The sequence below is a fragment of the Suttonella indologenes genome (assembly GCF_900460215.1).
Classification (GTDB): Bacteria; Pseudomonadota; Gammaproteobacteria; order Cardiobacteriales; family Cardiobacteriaceae; genus Suttonella; species Suttonella indologenes.
The window spans coordinates 1,235,236-1,252,177 of record NZ_UHIA01000004.1; the positions used below are offsets into that span (position 1 = coordinate 1,235,236).

At 48.3% G+C, this 16,942-nt stretch carries 15 protein-coding genes and 1 pseudogene; 6 read left to right on the forward strand and 10 right to left on the reverse strand.

The genetic code is table 11. The features are described 5' to 3' along the window. Positions 1-127: 127 nt before the first annotated feature. From DYC63_RS10065 to dacB, 3 genes are read right to left on the reverse strand one after another with little or no spacing between them, the layout of a single operon-like run. Positions 128-1,117 carry a TAXI family TRAP transporter solute-binding subunit gene (locus tag DYC63_RS10065; protein WP_115219100.1) on the reverse strand — a complete coding sequence of 330 codons (990 nt, stop codon included), beginning with the start codon at positions 1,115-1,117 and terminating at the stop codon, positions 128-130. Between the two features lie 30 nt (positions 1,118-1,147). Then, positions 1,148-1,930 carry a L,D-transpeptidase family protein gene (locus DYC63_RS10070; RefSeq protein ID WP_218564610.1) on the reverse strand — a complete coding sequence of 261 codons (783 nt, stop codon included), beginning with the start codon at positions 1,928-1,930 and terminating at the stop codon, positions 1,148-1,150. Further along, entirely contained in the window at positions 1,927-3,342 is a 1,416-nt protein-coding gene (dacB, locus tag DYC63_RS10075; RefSeq protein ID WP_115219101.1) for a D-alanyl-D-alanine carboxypeptidase/D-alanyl-D-alanine endopeptidase, read from the reverse strand. Before dacB ends, DYC63_RS10070 begins: the two co-directional genes overlap by 4 nt. A gap of 69 nt (positions 3,343-3,411) precedes the next feature. On the opposite strand from dacB, the gene yjgA reads away from it, so the two are divergent. The 5 genes from yjgA to DYC63_RS13435 all read left to right on the forward strand — a co-directional run bounded on the left by yjgA (position 3,412) and on the right by DYC63_RS13435 (position 7,169). Further along, the gene (gene yjgA / locus DYC63_RS10080) at positions 3,412-3,999 is read left to right on the forward strand and encodes a ribosome biogenesis factor YjgA (RefSeq protein ID WP_115219102.1); all 588 of its coding nucleotides are present in this window, start codon (positions 3,412-3,414) and stop codon (positions 3,997-3,999) included. Beyond that, positions 3,999-5,144, forward strand: a complete 1,146-nt coding sequence (hemW, locus tag DYC63_RS10085) for a radical SAM family heme chaperone HemW (protein ID WP_115219103.1) — start codon at positions 3,999-4,001, stop codon at positions 5,142-5,144. Before yjgA ends, hemW begins: the two co-directional genes overlap by 1 nt. 192 nt (positions 5,145-5,336) lie before the next feature. After that, positions 5,337-5,639, forward strand: coding sequence for an IS630 transposase-related protein (locus DYC63_RS10090; protein WP_112863885.1), 303 nt, complete (start codon positions 5,337-5,339; stop codon positions 5,637-5,639). Beyond that, positions 5,639-6,175: an IS630 family transposase gene (locus DYC63_RS10095; RefSeq protein ID WP_245888020.1), complete on the forward strand. Its 537-nt coding sequence runs from the start codon at positions 5,639-5,641 to the stop codon at positions 6,173-6,175. The genes DYC63_RS10090 and DYC63_RS10095 overlap by 1 nt, the downstream gene beginning before the upstream one ends. 43 nt (positions 6,176-6,218) lie before the next feature. Beyond that, the gene (locus DYC63_RS13435; protein ID WP_342769729.1) at positions 6,219-7,169 is read left to right on the forward strand and encodes a bifunctional transcriptional activator/DNA repair enzyme AdaA; all 951 of its coding nucleotides are present in this window, start codon (positions 6,219-6,221) and stop codon (positions 7,167-7,169) included. A 182-nt stretch (positions 7,170-7,351) separates the two neighbouring features. Here the strand turns inward: DYC63_RS13435 and DYC63_RS10105 are convergent. The 4 genes and pseudogenes from DYC63_RS10105 to DYC63_RS10120 form a co-directional block, all read right to left on the reverse strand. Further along, positions 7,352-7,699 (reverse strand): annotated as a pseudogene (locus DYC63_RS10105) (IS30 family transposase); the annotation flags it as partial. A 156-nt stretch (positions 7,700-7,855) separates the two neighbouring features. Then, positions 7,856-8,527 carry a 3-keto-L-gulonate-6-phosphate decarboxylase UlaD gene (locus DYC63_RS10110; RefSeq protein WP_115219105.1) on the reverse strand — a complete coding sequence of 224 codons (672 nt, stop codon included), beginning with the start codon at positions 8,525-8,527 and terminating at the stop codon, positions 7,856-7,858. Between the two features lie 27 nt (positions 8,528-8,554). Next, positions 8,555-9,031, reverse strand: a complete 477-nt coding sequence (locus tag DYC63_RS10115) for a PTS sugar transporter subunit IIA (protein WP_218564655.1) — start codon at positions 9,029-9,031, stop codon at positions 8,555-8,557. Positions 9,032-9,054: 23 nt separating this feature from the next. Beyond that, positions 9,055-10,878 carry a PTS ascorbate-specific subunit IIBC gene (locus DYC63_RS10120; RefSeq protein ID WP_115219107.1) on the reverse strand — a complete coding sequence of 608 codons (1,824 nt, stop codon included), beginning with the start codon at positions 10,876-10,878 and terminating at the stop codon, positions 9,055-9,057. Positions 10,879-11,121: 243 nt separating this feature from the next. Between DYC63_RS10120 and ulaG the strand changes: the two genes are divergently transcribed. Next, complete coding sequence (ulaG, locus tag DYC63_RS10125; RefSeq protein ID WP_115219108.1) at positions 11,122-12,213, forward strand: L-ascorbate 6-phosphate lactonase; 1,092 nt, start codon at positions 11,122-11,124, stop codon at positions 12,211-12,213. Between the two features lie 70 nt (positions 12,214-12,283). Here the strand turns inward: ulaG and thrC are convergent, their stop codons facing one another. From thrC to DYC63_RS10140, 3 genes are read right to left on the reverse strand one after another with little or no spacing between them, the layout of a single operon-like run. Next, the gene (gene thrC, locus DYC63_RS10130) at positions 12,284-13,702 is read right to left on the reverse strand and encodes a threonine synthase (protein ID WP_115219109.1); all 1,419 of its coding nucleotides are present in this window, start codon (positions 13,700-13,702) and stop codon (positions 12,284-12,286) included. Between the two features lie 17 nt (positions 13,703-13,719). Then, on the reverse strand, positions 13,720-15,396 hold the full coding sequence (gene recJ / locus DYC63_RS10135) for a single-stranded-DNA-specific exonuclease RecJ (protein ID WP_245888141.1): 1,677 nt from the start codon (positions 15,394-15,396) through the stop codon (positions 13,720-13,722). Positions 15,397-15,399: 3 nt separating this feature from the next. Then, the gene (locus DYC63_RS10140; RefSeq protein WP_115219110.1) at positions 15,400-16,710 is read right to left on the reverse strand and encodes a homoserine dehydrogenase; all 1,311 of its coding nucleotides are present in this window, start codon (positions 16,708-16,710) and stop codon (positions 15,400-15,402) included. Positions 16,711-16,942 lie beyond the last annotated feature (232 nt).

Consider the following 16,942-nt stretch of genomic DNA (forward strand, 5'->3'; position numbering starts at 1 on the left):
AGTAAACACTATTTTATTTTAAGCAGTTTATTTATCTAAGATAAAAACCTATCAAGCAGAACAATACCCTGCTTCTATCTGTGTTTTTTAATGAAACTGCTGTGAAAATCTTACAAATTTATGCTGTTTAAAATCTTTTGCCGATTTCGTTGTAATAGCGTTTCGCCCCTTCATGCAGAGGAATGCTGATGCCTTCTAAAGAGGTTTCCACGGATAAGGCATTGGCGATACGCATTTCTTTCAGCCAATCAGGGTAATAGGTGCTATCCCAAAGGTTTTTTGTAAATTGATACGCCCAGTCTTTATCCATTTTATCGGTCGCCACCCATAAAGCGCGAACTTTCACACTGTCAAAGGCTTCGCTGCCTGCATAAGCCCCCGCTTTTACCGCAACGGTTTGATATGTGCGGCTACGCTTGACCAGCTCGTCAATCCCCGTGCCTTGTAAAGACAAAAAGCGCAACGGCAATTCTTGATTCAACCCCGTAAAGGCCGGCGCAGGAATACCGGCAAAGAAAATCATGGCGTCAATCTCTTTGTTTTTCAGCGCTTGCGCCGCTTCGCCGACGCTTTGCACCTGAAATTGAATCTCCGCAATGCTCAGTCCCGCAGCGCCGAACAGTTCCTGCACGGCATGATGCGTGCCTGAATGATTGGCGCCGATGCCGACTTTTTTGCCCGGCAAATCGCTTAAAGACTGAATGCCGCTGTCTTTAGGCACGGCGATTTGCAGCACTTCCGTGTAAAGGCTTGCCAATGCCCGCAAGTTTTTGCAGGGTTCGGCTTTTTCAAATGCGCCCTCGCCCTGATACGCCATATAGACCAGATTCGATTGCGCCAAAGCGGAATCGCCTTGACCGCTGCACAAACGCTGCAAATTTTCAGTTGAACCGTGGCTGCTGCGATTAACCAGCAAGACGCCTTCCACGCCGCAACTGCCGCCGGCTTTGCAGGGCAAAGCGCCCTGCGGTTGCGTGTTTAAGGCGGAAATCATCGCCGCCGTCTGATAATACAGACCGTTGTAATAGCCGCTGTCAATCAAGAACACCTGATTGTCTTCGGCAATCGCCTGCGTCCCTGCGCATAAAGCCAGCAAGCTGAGACGGATTGTTTTCATCGTTTCCTCTATATCGTTTTCATTTATTGATTAATTATTATCGGCGAGCATTCTGCCGGTAATCAATTCCGAATGCGGCGCAATCTGATAACGCCCTGCCAATACGTTGATTTGCGGCGGAATGTGTTCATGCTCAAAATAATCGTAAGCCGGTTGCAGTATTTGCCAAAAAGGCAGCCAGCGATGATGGGCATGGCGCATCAAATTCTGCTGCGTGAGATGGAAGGGAAAAATATGCACGGGCACGGCATATTGTCCGCGCTGATGTGCGGCGGAGACCAAAGCATAAATCACTTCAATTTGCTGATTGTCCATGGCATAGCAGCCAATCGACACGCAATCGCCGTGCACCATCAGATAACTGCCGGTGTAGCCGTGTTCGCGGTCATAGGCATTGGGAAAGCCGAGATTAAAAGACAAATGATATTTGCTGTTAGGATTCATCTGCTGCGCACTCACGGCATAAAAGCCTTCGGGCGACTGCTTATCGCCTTCGCGCAGTTTCGGACCTAAATCGCCCGAATAGGTACAAATCGGAAATTTGCGGTATAGGTGATAGCGACCGTCGGCGCGCAGCAGCCACGCCTCCAAGACCCTTTCTTCTTTAAAAATACGCAAAAAGGTTTTTGCCCCTAAGGCAAAACCCTGCGCCTGCAAACGATCGCGCAAACTCAATTGCGATAAATCCGAAATAGGCAGCTGAAAATCCACCGCCGCGCCCTGCGTTGAAGGGGTTTTTTCGGCGTTGGGCGCATAGCCCGCACAGCCACTTAAAAGCAAAGCCCCTGTTTTTAATACCGTACGCCGTTTCATTGTCGATACACCCACCGCAACACATCATCTTGCAAAGCGCGGCTCTTAACCGCCTCTTTGCCATTGCCAATAATCACTACCACATACACATGCCCGCTTTGCGCCTGCACATAGCCGGCAAAACCGCGCACCGCATCAATGGTGCCAGTCTTGCCGATAACGCGCCCTTGCAAAGCCTCGCCGACAAAACGCCTGTTCAAAGTACCGCTTTCGCCGGCAACCGCCAAAGACTGCATAAACTCCATCGCATAGCCGGAAGCATACAAATTAAGCAATAAGGTTGCCAAAGTATGACCGCTGACCCGCGAATCGCGCGACAAACCCGAGCCGTTATCAATCAGCATCCCCTCAACCGGCACGCCGAAAGCCGCCAAGGTTCCCCTAACCGCCTGCCGTCCTTTATCCAAAGAACCCGGCACGCCGTAAACCTCCGCGCCCAAAGTCAGCAATAATTGCCGCGTCATCACATTATTGCTCAGCTGATTCATCTTCTGAATTTGCTCGCGCAAAGGCAAAGACATGCCGCTGTACAAAGGCTGCGCTGTGGCAGGCACAGGACCAATCTGTCCGCCGCCGTCAAAACTGCCGCCCTCGGCATACCATAAATCATGGAATAAATAATAAAATTGCTCGCTCTCCTCGCCCATGACCACCGTCAATTCGCGCGCGCCGCAAGCCGTGCTGTATTTACCCGTCAACTGCACCACGGCATAGCCGCGTTCGTCGCGCAGCAAATCCACCGCCGGCGAATAATTGGTATCGCATTTGCCGGCATTGACAGTCATCTGATTGTCAATCTTCCAATTCATAATATTCGGCCACAAAGCCACCGCCGCCTGCTGCTTGCCCTGCGGCGACAAACGCACTTTCACCGTGCGGAAATTCACCATCAAAGGACTCGGCACCGCGTTATACGCCGACCAGCCGTTGCCGTCGAAAGACTGCGTATTCCGCGCCTCCTGCGGCAAATAATACAGAGAATTGTCCAGCACGATATTGCCCGTGATATGGCGCACCCCGCGCGCGCGCAAATCCTTCAGCATCTGCTGCAAACGCTCCTCCACCAAAAAAGGATCGCCGCCGCCCTTCACATACAAATTGCCCTGAATCACGCCGTTGGCATCGGGCATCGCATCGGCGTAAAACTTCGTCTGCCATAAATAATCGCCGCCCAAGCGAATCAAAGCCGCCGCCGTCGTCAGCACCTTCTCCAAAGAAGCGGGCGAACGCAGCGTCTGCGCATTCAAACTGACCAAAGGCACTTCCTGCGCTACATCCTGAATAATCAAAGTCAAACCCTCGGCGGAGATCTGATTTTTCTGCATCAGCTGCGCAATATTGGCAGGCACGTTTTGCGCCCCCGCCCAGCCTGAAAACCCTAGAGCAATCAGCAAGCCCCATAAGCATTTCATGCAATTACCTCGAAATTCGTCCAAAAGGCGGCTATTATAGCGCGCCGAATTTTGAAATCACTCCCAAACATGAGCGACAAACCTAAAGAATACGATGAAGAAGGCCGCGTTATCCGCGAAAACCGCAGTGCAATCAAGCGCGAACGCGAAGCCATCCGCCAATTTGCCGAAGAACTTCTCAAACTGCCGGCGCATCAATACCCCCTTCTGCCCATCAGCGAACAGCTGCAAGCGGCGCTGATTGAAGGCAAACGCCTTACAGGCAACGCCCTGCGCCGCCACCTTAACTACCTCACGCGCCTCCTAGACGAACACCCCGACTTCGACAAACTGCGCTACGTACACGAACACATCAACCACCCCTACCGCCACGACAGCAGCAAAATGCGCCGCATCGCACAAGAAATCGATCGCCTGCTCGGCAATGACAAAGACATATACGGCGAACTCCTCGCCCATTACGCCGATTTCGACATGCAATACGTCAGACAACTCGTGCGCGAAGCGCAAAAACACCTCTCAAATACCGACAGCGACAATAGCGACGACAGTGCCGCAGACAGCAGCCCGCCCGCGCCCAAAGCGGAAAAATACCGCCGCCGCCTGCAAAAATACCTGCAAGGACTCAGCCTTAACTACGACGACAGCGAAACCTGATGCAGCCCTCCACAATACCGCTCGCCCTCTACATCCACATCCCTTGGTGCGTGCAAAAATGCCCCTACTGCGACTTCAACTCGCACAGCCTCAAACAGCGCATCGATGAAGACGCCTACATCAGCCACCTCTTGGCGGACTTTGATATCGACTACGCCCTAAACCCCCGCCCCATTCACAGCATCTTCATCGGCGGCGGCACCCCCAGTCTCTTTAGCGGCGCAAGTATCGCCCGTCTGCTCGGCGAACTGCGGCAGCGCGCGGACTTTGCCGACAACATCGAAATCACCCTCGAAGCCAACCCCGGCACATTCGAGCAAGCCAAATTCAATGCCTACCGCCAAGCCGGCGTCAACCGCCTATCCCTAGGCATACAGAGCTTCTCCCCGCAACAACTGCGCAATCTCGGGCGCATTCATAACGACGAAGAAGCCCATAAAGCCATCATCGCCGCGCAGCAAGCCGGCTTTGAACGCATCAATACCGATCTCATGTTCGGACTCCCCCATCAAAGCCCCGAACAAGCCCTGCAAGACCTGAAAAACGCCGCCGCATACGGCTGCGAACATCTCAGCTGGTATCAACTCACCCTTGAACCCAACACCGCCTTCTACCATCATCCGCCCCCCCTGCCCGACGAAGACCAAAGACAAGACATCTTCGAACAAGGCGCCGCCTTCCTGCGCAGCCAAGGCTTCATGCAATATGAAACCTCCGCTTGGACGCGCGGCGCAAAAAGCGCGCACAACCTCAACTACTGGCAATTCGGCGACTACCTCGGCATTGGCGCCGGCGCACACGGCAAAATCAGCCTTGCCGACGGCAACATACTGCGGCGCAGCAAATTCCGCGCCCCCAACCGCTACCAAGCCGCGCACAGCCAAGGCGCCAATCCCTATCAAGACCAAGAACAAATTGTCGCCCGCGAAGAACAAGGCTTTGAATTCATGATGAACGCCCTGCGTCTGAAAGACGGCGTCGCGCGTGCATACCTTCCACAACGTACCGCGCTGCAACACAGCGACCTCGCCCCCGTTCTCGAAACCCTCATCGCCAAAAAACTCATTGCCGACGATCCGCAGACATACCGCTGCACCGCGCAAGGCTATGCTTTTCTTAACGATGTGCTGACCGCCTTTTTATAAACAACCATTAAAAATACTTGTCCGTTTTTCGGTTGTAGCAACAGCAATCCCTATCTACAATAGTACGCATCATATATTTGTAATGAAAAATGAAAAACTTAAGCCACGAAAGAATGTACCGAGCCATTTTAGATAAAGACAGCGCATTTGAAGGTATAGTCAAGGAATCAAAAAACAGTTACACTAAAACTTATGGCATACTCAAAAGATTACAGACAAATGATATTGAACAAGCTGGCATCAGGTCATAGCTACAGAAAGCTTGTTGAAGAATATCGACTCAGCGCAACAACTATTCAACGTTGGAAGAAAAGCATAGAACGCAAGAAGTACGAACGCAAACCGGCAAAAATCGATAATGAAGCTTTAATGGCTGACGTCCAAGCTTATCCTGATGACTATTGCTATGAACGGGCAAGACGCTTTAACTGTAGCGACAGAGCTATTGCCATAGCATTAAAACGTGTCGGCATTACTCGAAAAAAAAGACCTTAATTCATCCGAAAGCAGACAAACAACAGCGCCTATTATTTCTTAAGCAGTTAGCGGCATTTGAAGCTGAAGGCAGAACCCTGATTTACTTAGATGAAAGCGGCTTTAAATCTCATGAGAACAGAGCTTACGGCTATTCCCACAAAGGCTGTCCTTGTTTAGGAAAGTACAACTGGCAACTCAAGAATCAAAGCAATGCTATTGGGGCAATACATAAGAACAAGTTGTTTGCGGTAGGGCTTTACGATTGCAGTATTAATAGTGATGTATTTCATTGTTGGGTAGAAGAATTGCTGTTAACACAATTGCCTGAAAACAGCGTCATTATTATGGACAATGCCAGCTTTCACAAAAGACAGGATACCCAAGAGCTTATTGCAGATGCGGGACATCATATTTTATGGCTGCCGCCATACAGTCCGGATCTGAACCCAATCGAGAAAATGTGGGCTTGGCTTAAACGTAAACGCAAGGATTGGCGATTAAATTGCATCGATAAACTATTCTTTTACTTCTTGTGGATTTGTAACTCTTTTTGATTTCCTTGACTATATCTTTTTTACCGCCGTCAAAACCACCGGCATTTTTTGCCGCCCCTCCTGCACCGCCCGCAAACCCAAGCGCGAAAACGTAGAATTTTTTGCCACCAGCAAAGAATGCATCTTAAAAGGCTACCGCCCCTGCAAAGTATGCCGCCCCCTAGAACATCTGCACCAAACCCCGCCCGAAATCCAAAACCTTCTTGATGAATTAGCCCACAATCCCGGTTTAAAATTAAAAGACGATGATTTACAGCGCAGGGGAATTGAGCCTAAATTCATTCGCCGCTGGTTTTTAAAAAATCACGGCATGACATTTCACGCCTTTTGCCGCCTGCACCGCATCAACTCGGCATTTAAAAAAATCCAATCAGGCGAAGCCATTGCCCACACCGCCTTTGATGCGGGATTTGATTCATTAAGCGGATTTTCAGAATCCTTTAAAAAAATATTCGGCGTATCGCCTAAGCAAGGCAAACAGCAAAACATCATTGATTTAAAACGCATAGAAACACCGCTCGGTACCATGATCGCTTGCGCCAGCAATCAAGGCATTTGCTTATTGGAATTTAGCGATCGAAAAATGCTGGAAACCGAATTAAAAAACATCGCTAAACGCCAAAATGCTCTCATTATTCAAGGCGACAATCCCTTCTTTCAGCCATTAGAAAAACAATTAAACGAATATTTTGCCAAACAACGCAGAAAATTTAGCGTACCCCTGCATTTTATCGGCACGGATTTTCAGCAACAAGTTTGGCATATCTTGCAAAGCATACCCTATGGCGAAACCCGTTCTTACGGCGAACAAGCCAAATTATTAGGCAAACCCAAAGCCGTTCGAGCGGTTGCCAATGCTAACGGCATGAACAGCATTTCCATATTAGTACCCTGCCACCGCGTCATTGGCGCCAACGGCGAATTAACCGGCTATGGCGGCGGACTATGGCGAAAACAGTATTTGCTTGATTTGGAAACATCAAATAAATATTGACTACTTAGCGCCCTGCCCCAAAGCGGTGTTTTTTTGTAGGACATCTAAAAAAACTCACAAGAGCCAATTCCCAAATCTTAAGCCCTCTATCCGTTCAAATTTTTTGGTATTGTGGGTAATTAAAGCTTGAATTGTCAAACCAAGTGCAATAGTTTTTTAAAGTAAACTTCATAAGGTGTTTTTCAGCCTAAACACTTTCTCGGTCGTAGATTTAATTTGTCGACGACCGATTGAATATAATCATCGCTCCACCAGTTTATATCCTGTTGCTTGGGGAAAAACTCCCTGAGCAACCCGTTTGTATTTTCATTTGTCCCCCTTTGCCGCGGCTGATGCGGCTCGGGGAAATAAAAGGCTGCGCCTAATGTTTGCGTAACTAAACTATGTTTGACAAATTCCTTGCCTCTGTCCGGCGTAATTGACCGTAATTTATGCGGTGTAAGCAGGGTTATCATCGCCTCTTTAACCAGTAATGCTTTTTTGCCTTGAGCGAGCAGAGTCATTATGCTTTCCCGTTCTGAAAGTGTAAGATGTCGGTAAGAAGCGTTCATTTTAGAGTCCTTTTTTGTTGGGGAACAAAATGATACTCTATTATGAATGCTTCTTTTTTTGCACTTGGATTGTAAATTCAAGATAAGAAAAGCGGAATATCCTCGGATATTCCGCCGATTAAAAGAATAGCAAGTTTACCAATATTGATTGATTTGCTCGCGCAAAGCCGCAGCAGTGGCTTGACCTTGTTCACCGACCAAAGCGCGGCCGGCAATAAAGGCTTTTGCATTTTTCACGCTTTTGAATAAATGAATATCTTCAGGCACAATACCGCCGGTAATCGAGACTTCCAAGCCAATCGCTTCTAAACGCTCCATTTTTTCAATATCTTCTGTCGTCCAGCCTTTGCCTGCCAATTCTGCATCGCGAGAACGGTGGAATATCGCTTGTTTAATGCCCAGATTTACCCAGTCTTGCGCATCTTCATAAGTCCAATTGCCATAAATTTCAATTTGAATTTCTTTTGGACGTGTCAATGTTTGACTGGCATTGATTTCATCGGCGACTTTTTTACAAGCCGTAATAGTGGCGATATGCGCCGCGGCCGATACGGTGAGCCAATCCGCACCGGCTTCAAAAGCCATTTTAGCGAGAATCGCACCGCCGTCGGTGGTTTTTAAATCACAAACGATAATATGATTAGGATGCAGGGCGCGCAACGTGCTGACCGCTTTCATACCTTCCGCACAAGCTAAGATAGTTCCTACTTCAATAATATCGACGGCGCTTTCCGCATTTTTCGCATCCGCAACCGCTTTTTCAAGGCTTAAAGAATCAAGTGCAATTTGTAATAAAGGTTTTGCCATTATTGTTCCTTTTCAATTATTCAAACATTATTTGTTTAATGCCGCGTCAATCGCCGCATATACTTCTTCCGCCGAGCGGCATTTCAATATTTTGGATAAATCCACGCCTGTTTCACTATTAGGATCTTCATCTTCAAATATTTGCGTGATTTCCATAATACCTTGCATATGCTGCTCATTATCGCTGCCGGCTAAGGTAATCAAGACGGAAACAGGTGCTTCTTCGCCGTCAAAATAGACCGGTTCTTGCAGGGTAACCAAGGCAAAAGCGCTGCGAATCACGCCCTCTTCCGGACGCGCATGCGGCATCGCCAATCCCGGCGCCAAGATGATATAAGGTCCTAATTCTTCCACTTTTGCAATGATGTTATCGTAATAACGCGCTTCGATGGCACCTGATGCCACTAACAAATCCGTACCGATTTTTACCGCTTCCTGCCAATTATCAGCCTGCTGATGCAGGCTGACAGAAGCATTTTCAATTAATGACTCTTTGAGCATAATTTTCCTCATGTAAAGACGGGGAATTATTCCGCCGCCTGATGTTTTTGAATTAAGGCAATCAATTCCTGTCCGAAAGAATTCGGATTGAGCATGTTTTGCACGCCTAAAACAGAAATCGATTCGCCTGCCTCAATTTCTCCTGCCAGATGTTTTGAAGACACAATAATATCAACATTACCGAGCTTACTTTTATAATCAGTTACCGCACAAGAGTCCATAATATTAGGGACATTGTGCTTATCCAAATATTGTCCGATCTTCATTTTCATCATCATGGAAGAGCCTTGACCGGAGCCGCAGACCGCCAACACCCGAATCGGTTTTTCGCCGTTTGCTGCCAACACAGTCGCTTGCTCAGCTACAGGGGCTTTTTCCGTATCGCCATAGCCGTCCATTTCTTCCAGCGTTTTGCCGGCTGCCGCCGCTGCCGCTTCTGCTTGGCGCAGATTTCTCGCCGCAGGTATCATATACATGATTGACAAGGCAATTAAGAACAAAATAAAGCCGAAGAAAGCCATATTCTTAGGCAGAATTGCCGCTGACCCCATAATACCTTGCATAATTGGCGGGAATAGCAACGCCCAGTCGGCCATACCCATCCAACCGTTGAATGAAGTACCGTTTTCGCTGAATAATTGAATCGCCCAAGCAGAACCGAAGACTTCGATCATACCCATGACAAAACAAATCTTCATCACAGCCTTCCAACCGCCGAATTGGTTTGCAAATACGCCGATAGTCGCATTTGAGAAGAACATCGGGATAAAGCCGGGGATAATTAAAACCGGCGCACCGACCAAGAGCATAATGCCTACCGCCAAGAATTGGCCGATAGCCCCCCACATGAAGCCGAATACCATGGCATTGGGCGAATACGCATAAATCGCCGCACAGTCGATAGCCAAGACCGCATTAGGAATCACACGCTCTGAAATACCTTTGAACGCCTCGGACAATTCCGCAACAAACATACGCACGCCGACGACAATTACTTGAATCGCAACGGCAAATTTCAATCCTGTTTCAAAGATATAAATGGGCCACCATGTTTTACCCGCCATCTTGGTTAATTCTTCAATGCCAAAAGACAGAAGAATAATGGTAAAGAAGCCGGTCATCACGATAACGGTTGCAGAAATACTGTCATGGAAAATATGCAACCATTTTGGCAGCTGCAATTTATCTACGGTTTCTTCTTTATCGCCTAATTTCGGTGCCAATTTCACCGCAATCCATGAAGCGACTTGCTGCTGATGTCCGATAGAAAATCCGGCACCGCCGGTTACCGCCTGCGTTGCCTTATACATAATATTTGAGGAAATACCCCAATATAATGCCATGATAATTGCGGTATAAATGATGGTTTCCATCATGCTTGCGCCTAATACCATATAGAAGACTGCTACCAATCCCGCTTGCTGGAACATAATATGCCCTGTCAGCATAATCGTGCGGATACCGGTCAAACGGCGCAAGACCACCAGCAGAATATTCAGCGCCAATGCCAAGAGCACCGCCAAACTGACCCAGCTATACGCATCGCCCATCGTTTGAATGGTTGCCTGCATACTGGTGTAAGGATCAATCACCGCACCTTGCAATTGATGCACTTCGGCAATTTTTTCAATGATTGGTTTAAAGCCGGTTACCAAAGCACCCGAACCGACTTGCAAAATCATAAAGCCGACAATCGTTTTAATCGTTCCCTTGATAACCGTTGTGGCATTTTTTCTCAGCAAAATATAGCCGATACAGGCAACCAAACCTAACAGCAAAGGCGCTTTAGACAGAAATTGTGTGTTAATAACTGTTAAAGCTTGTGTTAAAACTTGTATTAAAAACTCCATACAAACCTAGCCTTTTGTTTTTAAATTAACCAAACTATGCTCAATAATTACCATTCGGCAAATTATGCAGCGGCGCGATTATAGCACAAAATATTTTTATCAAATTATTATTTTATCTGGTCATCTATATGATTTTAATATGAAAATAATGATTGTTAAAAATTAATAAAAAGAGTTACAATAACAAATCTGCGCATCTTGCGCATTTTGTCTGTGAAGACGCTTTAATTTAACGGAGAAAAAATGAGCAAAATTAGTGAAATCACAAGAGAAAGTTGGATTTTATCCACTTTTCCGGAATGGGGAACTTGGTTAAATGAAGAAATTGAGAATGAAGTTGTGCCGGAAGGCAATTTCGCCATGTGGTGGCTGGGTTGTGTCGGCGTATGGATTAAAACCCCCGGCGGCGCAAATATTTGTATGGATTTATGGTGCGGTCGTGGCAAAAACACCAAAAAAGTGAAAGACATGGTGCGCGGTCATCAAATGGCGAATATGGCGGGCGTACGCAAATTACAGCCTAATCTGCGTGCGGCGCCTATGGTCTTGGATCCTTTTGCCATCAATGAAGTGGACTTTATCTTGGCTTCACACTACCACAGCGATCATATTGACGTAAACGTTGCCGCCGCTATCATCAACAATCCTAAATTAGATCATGTTAAATTCGTAGGCCCTTGGCATTGCGTGGAATTATGGAAAAAATGGGGCGTGCCGGAAGAGCGCTGCATTACCGTTAAGCCAGGCGATGTCGTCAAACTCAAAGATGTGGAAATTCATGCGCTAGATTCCTTTGACCGCACCTGCTTGGTCACTTTGCCTGTGGAAGGTGCAGAAGCGCAAGGCGGAGAATTAAAAGGACTCTGCCCGAGCGATGAGGAAATGGGACGTAAAGCCGTGAATTACGTTTTCAAAACCCCGGGTGGAAACATCTATCATGGTGCCGATTCGCACTACTCCATCTATTTTGCCAAACACGGCAAAGATTTTGATATTGACGTCGCGCTTAACAACTATGGCGAAAACCCTGTAGGCATTGCCGACAAAATGACGTCGATTGATTTATTGCGCATGGCGGAAGCGCTGCGCACCAAAGTCATCATTCCTGTGCATCATGATATTTGGACCAATTTCATGGCAAGCACCGACGAAATCATTGCTTTGTGGAAAATGCGCAAAGAACGTTTGCAATACAAATTCCACCCCTTTATTTGGGAAGTGGGCGGCAAATACGTTTATCCGCAAGATAAAGATTTAATCGAATATCATCATCCGCGCGGCTTTGATGATTGCTTTGAGCAAGAGCAGAATATTCAATTCAAATCTATGCTATAAAAGACTGTTGTTAAGCTTAAAAGCAAGAAAGGGAGCAAAGGCTCCCTTTCGTTTTTCTGTCTAATCTTTTTTAAGACTCCGCCAATTTCTCCGCGATTAAAGACTTCAATTTCTCTACATCGTTCTCAATCACTTCTACATATTTAGGTAGGTTTTCAATGTCTGCAAAACGTGCCGGACGTTCGGCGGGATGTCCGACCGCTTCCATCACGGTGTCTTCAAATTTAGCAGGCAAGGCGGTTTCTAAGCATATCATCGGCACGTTTTCTTCCGCGAATTGCTCGCCGACAAATACGCCGTCTGCGGTATGCGGATCAATTAAGCGTGCAAAGCGACGTTCGATGCCGGCAATGGTGTTGAGACGGTCTTGGTGGGTAGAACGTCCTGCGCCTAATCCGCTTTCTTTAACGGCTTGCCATGTGCCGTGTTCATGAATACTGGGGATATGTCCTTGCTCGATTTCCTGCCACCAGCGCGTGATTTGTGCACCGTCGCCGTCGCTCATCAGGTAGATAAAGCGTTCAAAATTGCTGGCTTTGCCGATGTCCATAGAAGGGCTAGAGGTCTTGGCGACTTCTTTGCCGGGACGCACGCGATATTTGCCGGTGCTGAAAAATTCATGCAAGACGTCGTTTTCATTGCTCGCCACAATCAGACGACGCAGCGGTAAGCCCATGCTTTTGGCAAGATAGCCTGAAAAAAGATTGCCGAAATTGCCGGAAGGCACACAGACGTCCACCGCTTCGCCAATGGCAACGCCGCTTGCCAAATAGGCTTTGAAATAATACACCGACTGCGCCAGAATGCGCGCCCAGTTAATCGAATTGACTGCGCCGATATGGTACTGGCTTTTGAAGTCGGCATCGGCATTTACGGCTTTAACGAGATCCTGACAGTCGTCAAACACGCCTTGCACGGCGATATTCACAATGTTCGGCTCTTGCAGGGAATACATTTGCGCTTGCTGGAAGGCGCTCATACGTCCGTGCGGCGAGAGCATAAAGACATTGACATTGTCTTTGCCAATCATGGCATATTCGGCTGCCGAACCCGTATCGCCGGAAGTTGCGCCCAATATGTTGAGCCGTTCGCCGCGCTGCGCCAAGACATATTCAAAAACTTCGCCGAGAAACTGCATGGCAATGTCTTTGAATGCCAGCGACGGTCCATTGGATAATTCCAATAGATACAGATTGCTTGCGCCTAAGCGCGACAGCGGCGTAATCGCTTCACTGCCGAATTTTTCCGCCGTATAACTACGCGCGATAATGCCGCGTAATTCCGCTTCGGGAATATCGCTGATATAGGGACGCATGACTTCAAAAGCGAGGTCTTGATAGGATAATTTCTGCCAAGCGGACAAAGTGGCGTGTTCAATCTGCGGAATGTATTCAGGCATTGCCAAACCGCCGTCGGGCGCCAATCCTGCCAGCAAAACATCGCAGAAACTGCCTAAATCATGGCTGCTACGAGTGGATAAATAATGCATCTTCTCTCCTTCTGCGGCTAAGCAAGCGCCGCATGGCTAATCAATAAATTCAGGCGTTCATCGCCAAAAAAACGGTTGACCTGCATTTGGAACACCGCGCCTATGGTATCGCCATAGCGAAAATCCGCCACTTGGAAAAACCATGTGGCGGCAATCTGCTGCCCTGTCTGCAAATGGCGCAGATTCATGCGCGTATGTTGTGCGCCCAATTGCCGGCATTCAATCACTTGAAATCGATTATAAAACTGCGGTGCGGGCAATTCGCTGCCCCAAGGCTCGAGTTTTTCCAAATAACGTGCCCAGTCGATGTGCAGCATATCAGGCGGCAATTCGCCGTCAACATAAATTGCCGCTTCAGGTGCTTGCAAGCCGATATGTTGGTAAAAAGCGGCATTAAGCGCCTCAATAAGCGCCGCATAATATTCCTGCTGCACCGTCAGCCCTGCTGCCAAGGCATGTCCGCCGAATTGCAGTACTTGTGGCGGTAGAGATTGCGCGGCAAACGCTAGTAATTCATGGATATTCACGCCTTGTACCGAACGTAGCGAGGCTTTGATTTTGCCGCTTTCTTGCGCGTCGGTCGCCACCAAAGCCGGACGGGCAAAGCGGGATTTGATTCTCGCCGCCACAATACCGATCACGCCTTCATGCGCATCAGGCAGATAGGCGCTGGCAATCGCCTGTTTCTCATCAATCACTTGCATTGCGCGGCTGCACATCTCGCTTTCCAAGGCTTTGCGATCGCGGTTCAACAAATCCAATTGCTCGGCATAATCGCCGGCAGTCGCCCAATCATCGCATAGCAGCAATTCTACGCCGTCATGCATATCTTCCAAACGTCCGACCGCATTTAAGCGCGGCGCAAGTGCAAAGCCGATATCGCTGGGCAGCAGCACCGCTGGATTCAGATTGGCAACCGCACATAAAGCGCGCAAGCCGAGATTGCCCTTAGCGCTTTGCAAACGCTGCATTCCCGCCTGCACCAAAATGCGGTTATTAAAATCCAGCGGCACAATATCCGCCACCGTGCCAAGGGCAACCAAATCCAGATAATCGGTTAATTGACAGGCAAAATCCCAGCCCTGCTCCACATAATGGCGGCGCAAAGCCAGTAAGAGATAAAACACCACGCCCACACCTGCCAAATGCGGCGAAGCGAATCGGCTGTCATGACGTTTGGGATTGACCACTGCCACTGCCGGCGGCAATTGCGCATCCGGCTCATGATGGTCGGTAATGATGAGTTTCACGCCTTGGGCAAGCAAATCCGCCGCCGCTTCATGGCTACGAGTACCGTTATCCACCGTAACCAGCACATCCGGCAAAGGTGAACAGGCGGCAAGCCCTGCAGGACTTAAACCATAACCATGCGCCATGCGGTTAGGCACAAAATAACGCACCCGCGCACCCAATTTGCGCAGCACCCGCATCATTAAAGCGGCCGCGCTCGCGCCATCGACATCATAATCGCCGTAAATCAGAATATCTTCGCCGCCGCGAATCGCTCGGGCTAAAGTTTCTGCGGCAAGCGCAATATCCGGCAAAGCCTGCGGCGATTGCAGCAATTGCAGTTTTTTTTCCACTTCCGCCGCACTGTCCACGCGCGCTGCGTAAATATCGCGCACCACGGGATGCCAATCCGGCGAAAACTGCTGCGGCGCCGTACGAAAGGGACGGCGGATAATCTGCACCACGATTTAGTCGAAATATTCCACGCGGATATAACGCAAAGGCTCCGTTACCGCCACCATGCTTTCGATTTCTTTCACCGCATCGCGCAAATATTTTTCTTGCACAATATCGGTTAAGAAAATCAGGGGAATAACACCGTTTTGCTTTTGCTCGATTTTCTGAATAATCGATTCAATCGAAATTTTATGTTTGGCTAAAATCCGCGTGACCTCCGCCAACACACCAATCTCATCCCGCACGCTCATGCGCACATAATAAGCCGTCAAAAATTCTTCGGCAGGCAGAATCGGCAGAACGTTTTTATCGAAAATTTCCGTAAAACCGAATTCATTCAAACGGTTCTCGCTGTCCAAATTCAGCTCGCGCACCGCATCAATCAAATCCGCCACTACCGCGGAAGCCGTCGGCAAACGTCCTGCACCGGGACCGTAATACAGACTGTTGTCCACCGCATTACCCTGCACTTGCACCGCATTCATCACACCTTTCACCCCTGCCAGCATCGTATTGCTCGGAATCAAAGTCGGATGCACGCGCACCTCAATGCCGTGTTCGCGGCGAATCGCCATGCCCAAATGTTTGATAACAAAACCCAACTCCGCTGCATTGACAATATCGGCAGGCGTTAAAGTATCAATACCTTCAGTGAAAACCGCATCAAATTGCAGGGGAATACCGAAAGCAATCGAAGCAAGAATCGTGATTTTATGCGCGGCATCCGTGCCATTGATATCGAAAGCGGGATCAGCTTCGGCATAGCCTAAAGCCTGCGCCTCTTTCAGCACATCGTCAAATTGCCGTCCCTGCTCGGTCATCGCCGTTAAAATGAAATTGCCCGTGCCGTTGATAATCCCTGCAACCGAAGAAATCGCATTTGCCGTTAAGGCCTCGCGCAATAGCTTAATCACCGGAATTCCGCCCGCTACCGAAGCCTCATAAGACAACTCCACTTCATTGGCGCGCGCCAATTCAAACAGGCTTTGCCCATGCTTGGCAATCAAAGCCTTATTTGCGGTAATCACATGCTTGCGATTGGTCAAAGCCGTCTCAATCAAAGTCTTGGCGGGTTCATCGCCGCCCATCAGCTCTAAAATGATTTGAATCTCGGGATCATTGACAACCGTCATCGCATCATCGGTGCATTCAAAAGGCAAAGCAGCAGTATCGATCCCTGCCCAACTGCGCTTAGCTACTTTTTTGATATGGATTTGATAACCGCCGCGACGTTCGATTTCGCGCGCGTTTTGGGTTAAGACCTCGACAACGCCTTGTCCGACAGTGCCATAACCAATAATGCCGATAGATACGCTTTTCATCTGATTTTTCCGTAAAAAAGATGCAGTATATTGCGCTTTATGCCGCTGTCAATTGCTGACATCAAATTTATTAGCACTGCATTTTCCCCAATACGCGATTGCTTTACCGACTCAAAAACAACCGCTTCATACTGACCTATCCGGCTTTCTCGCTCAACTTAGCGCCGTTTTTAAACTATAGAAACGCTACTTCAATATCATTGGCTATAAAAAATAATCCCAACTAAAGAGT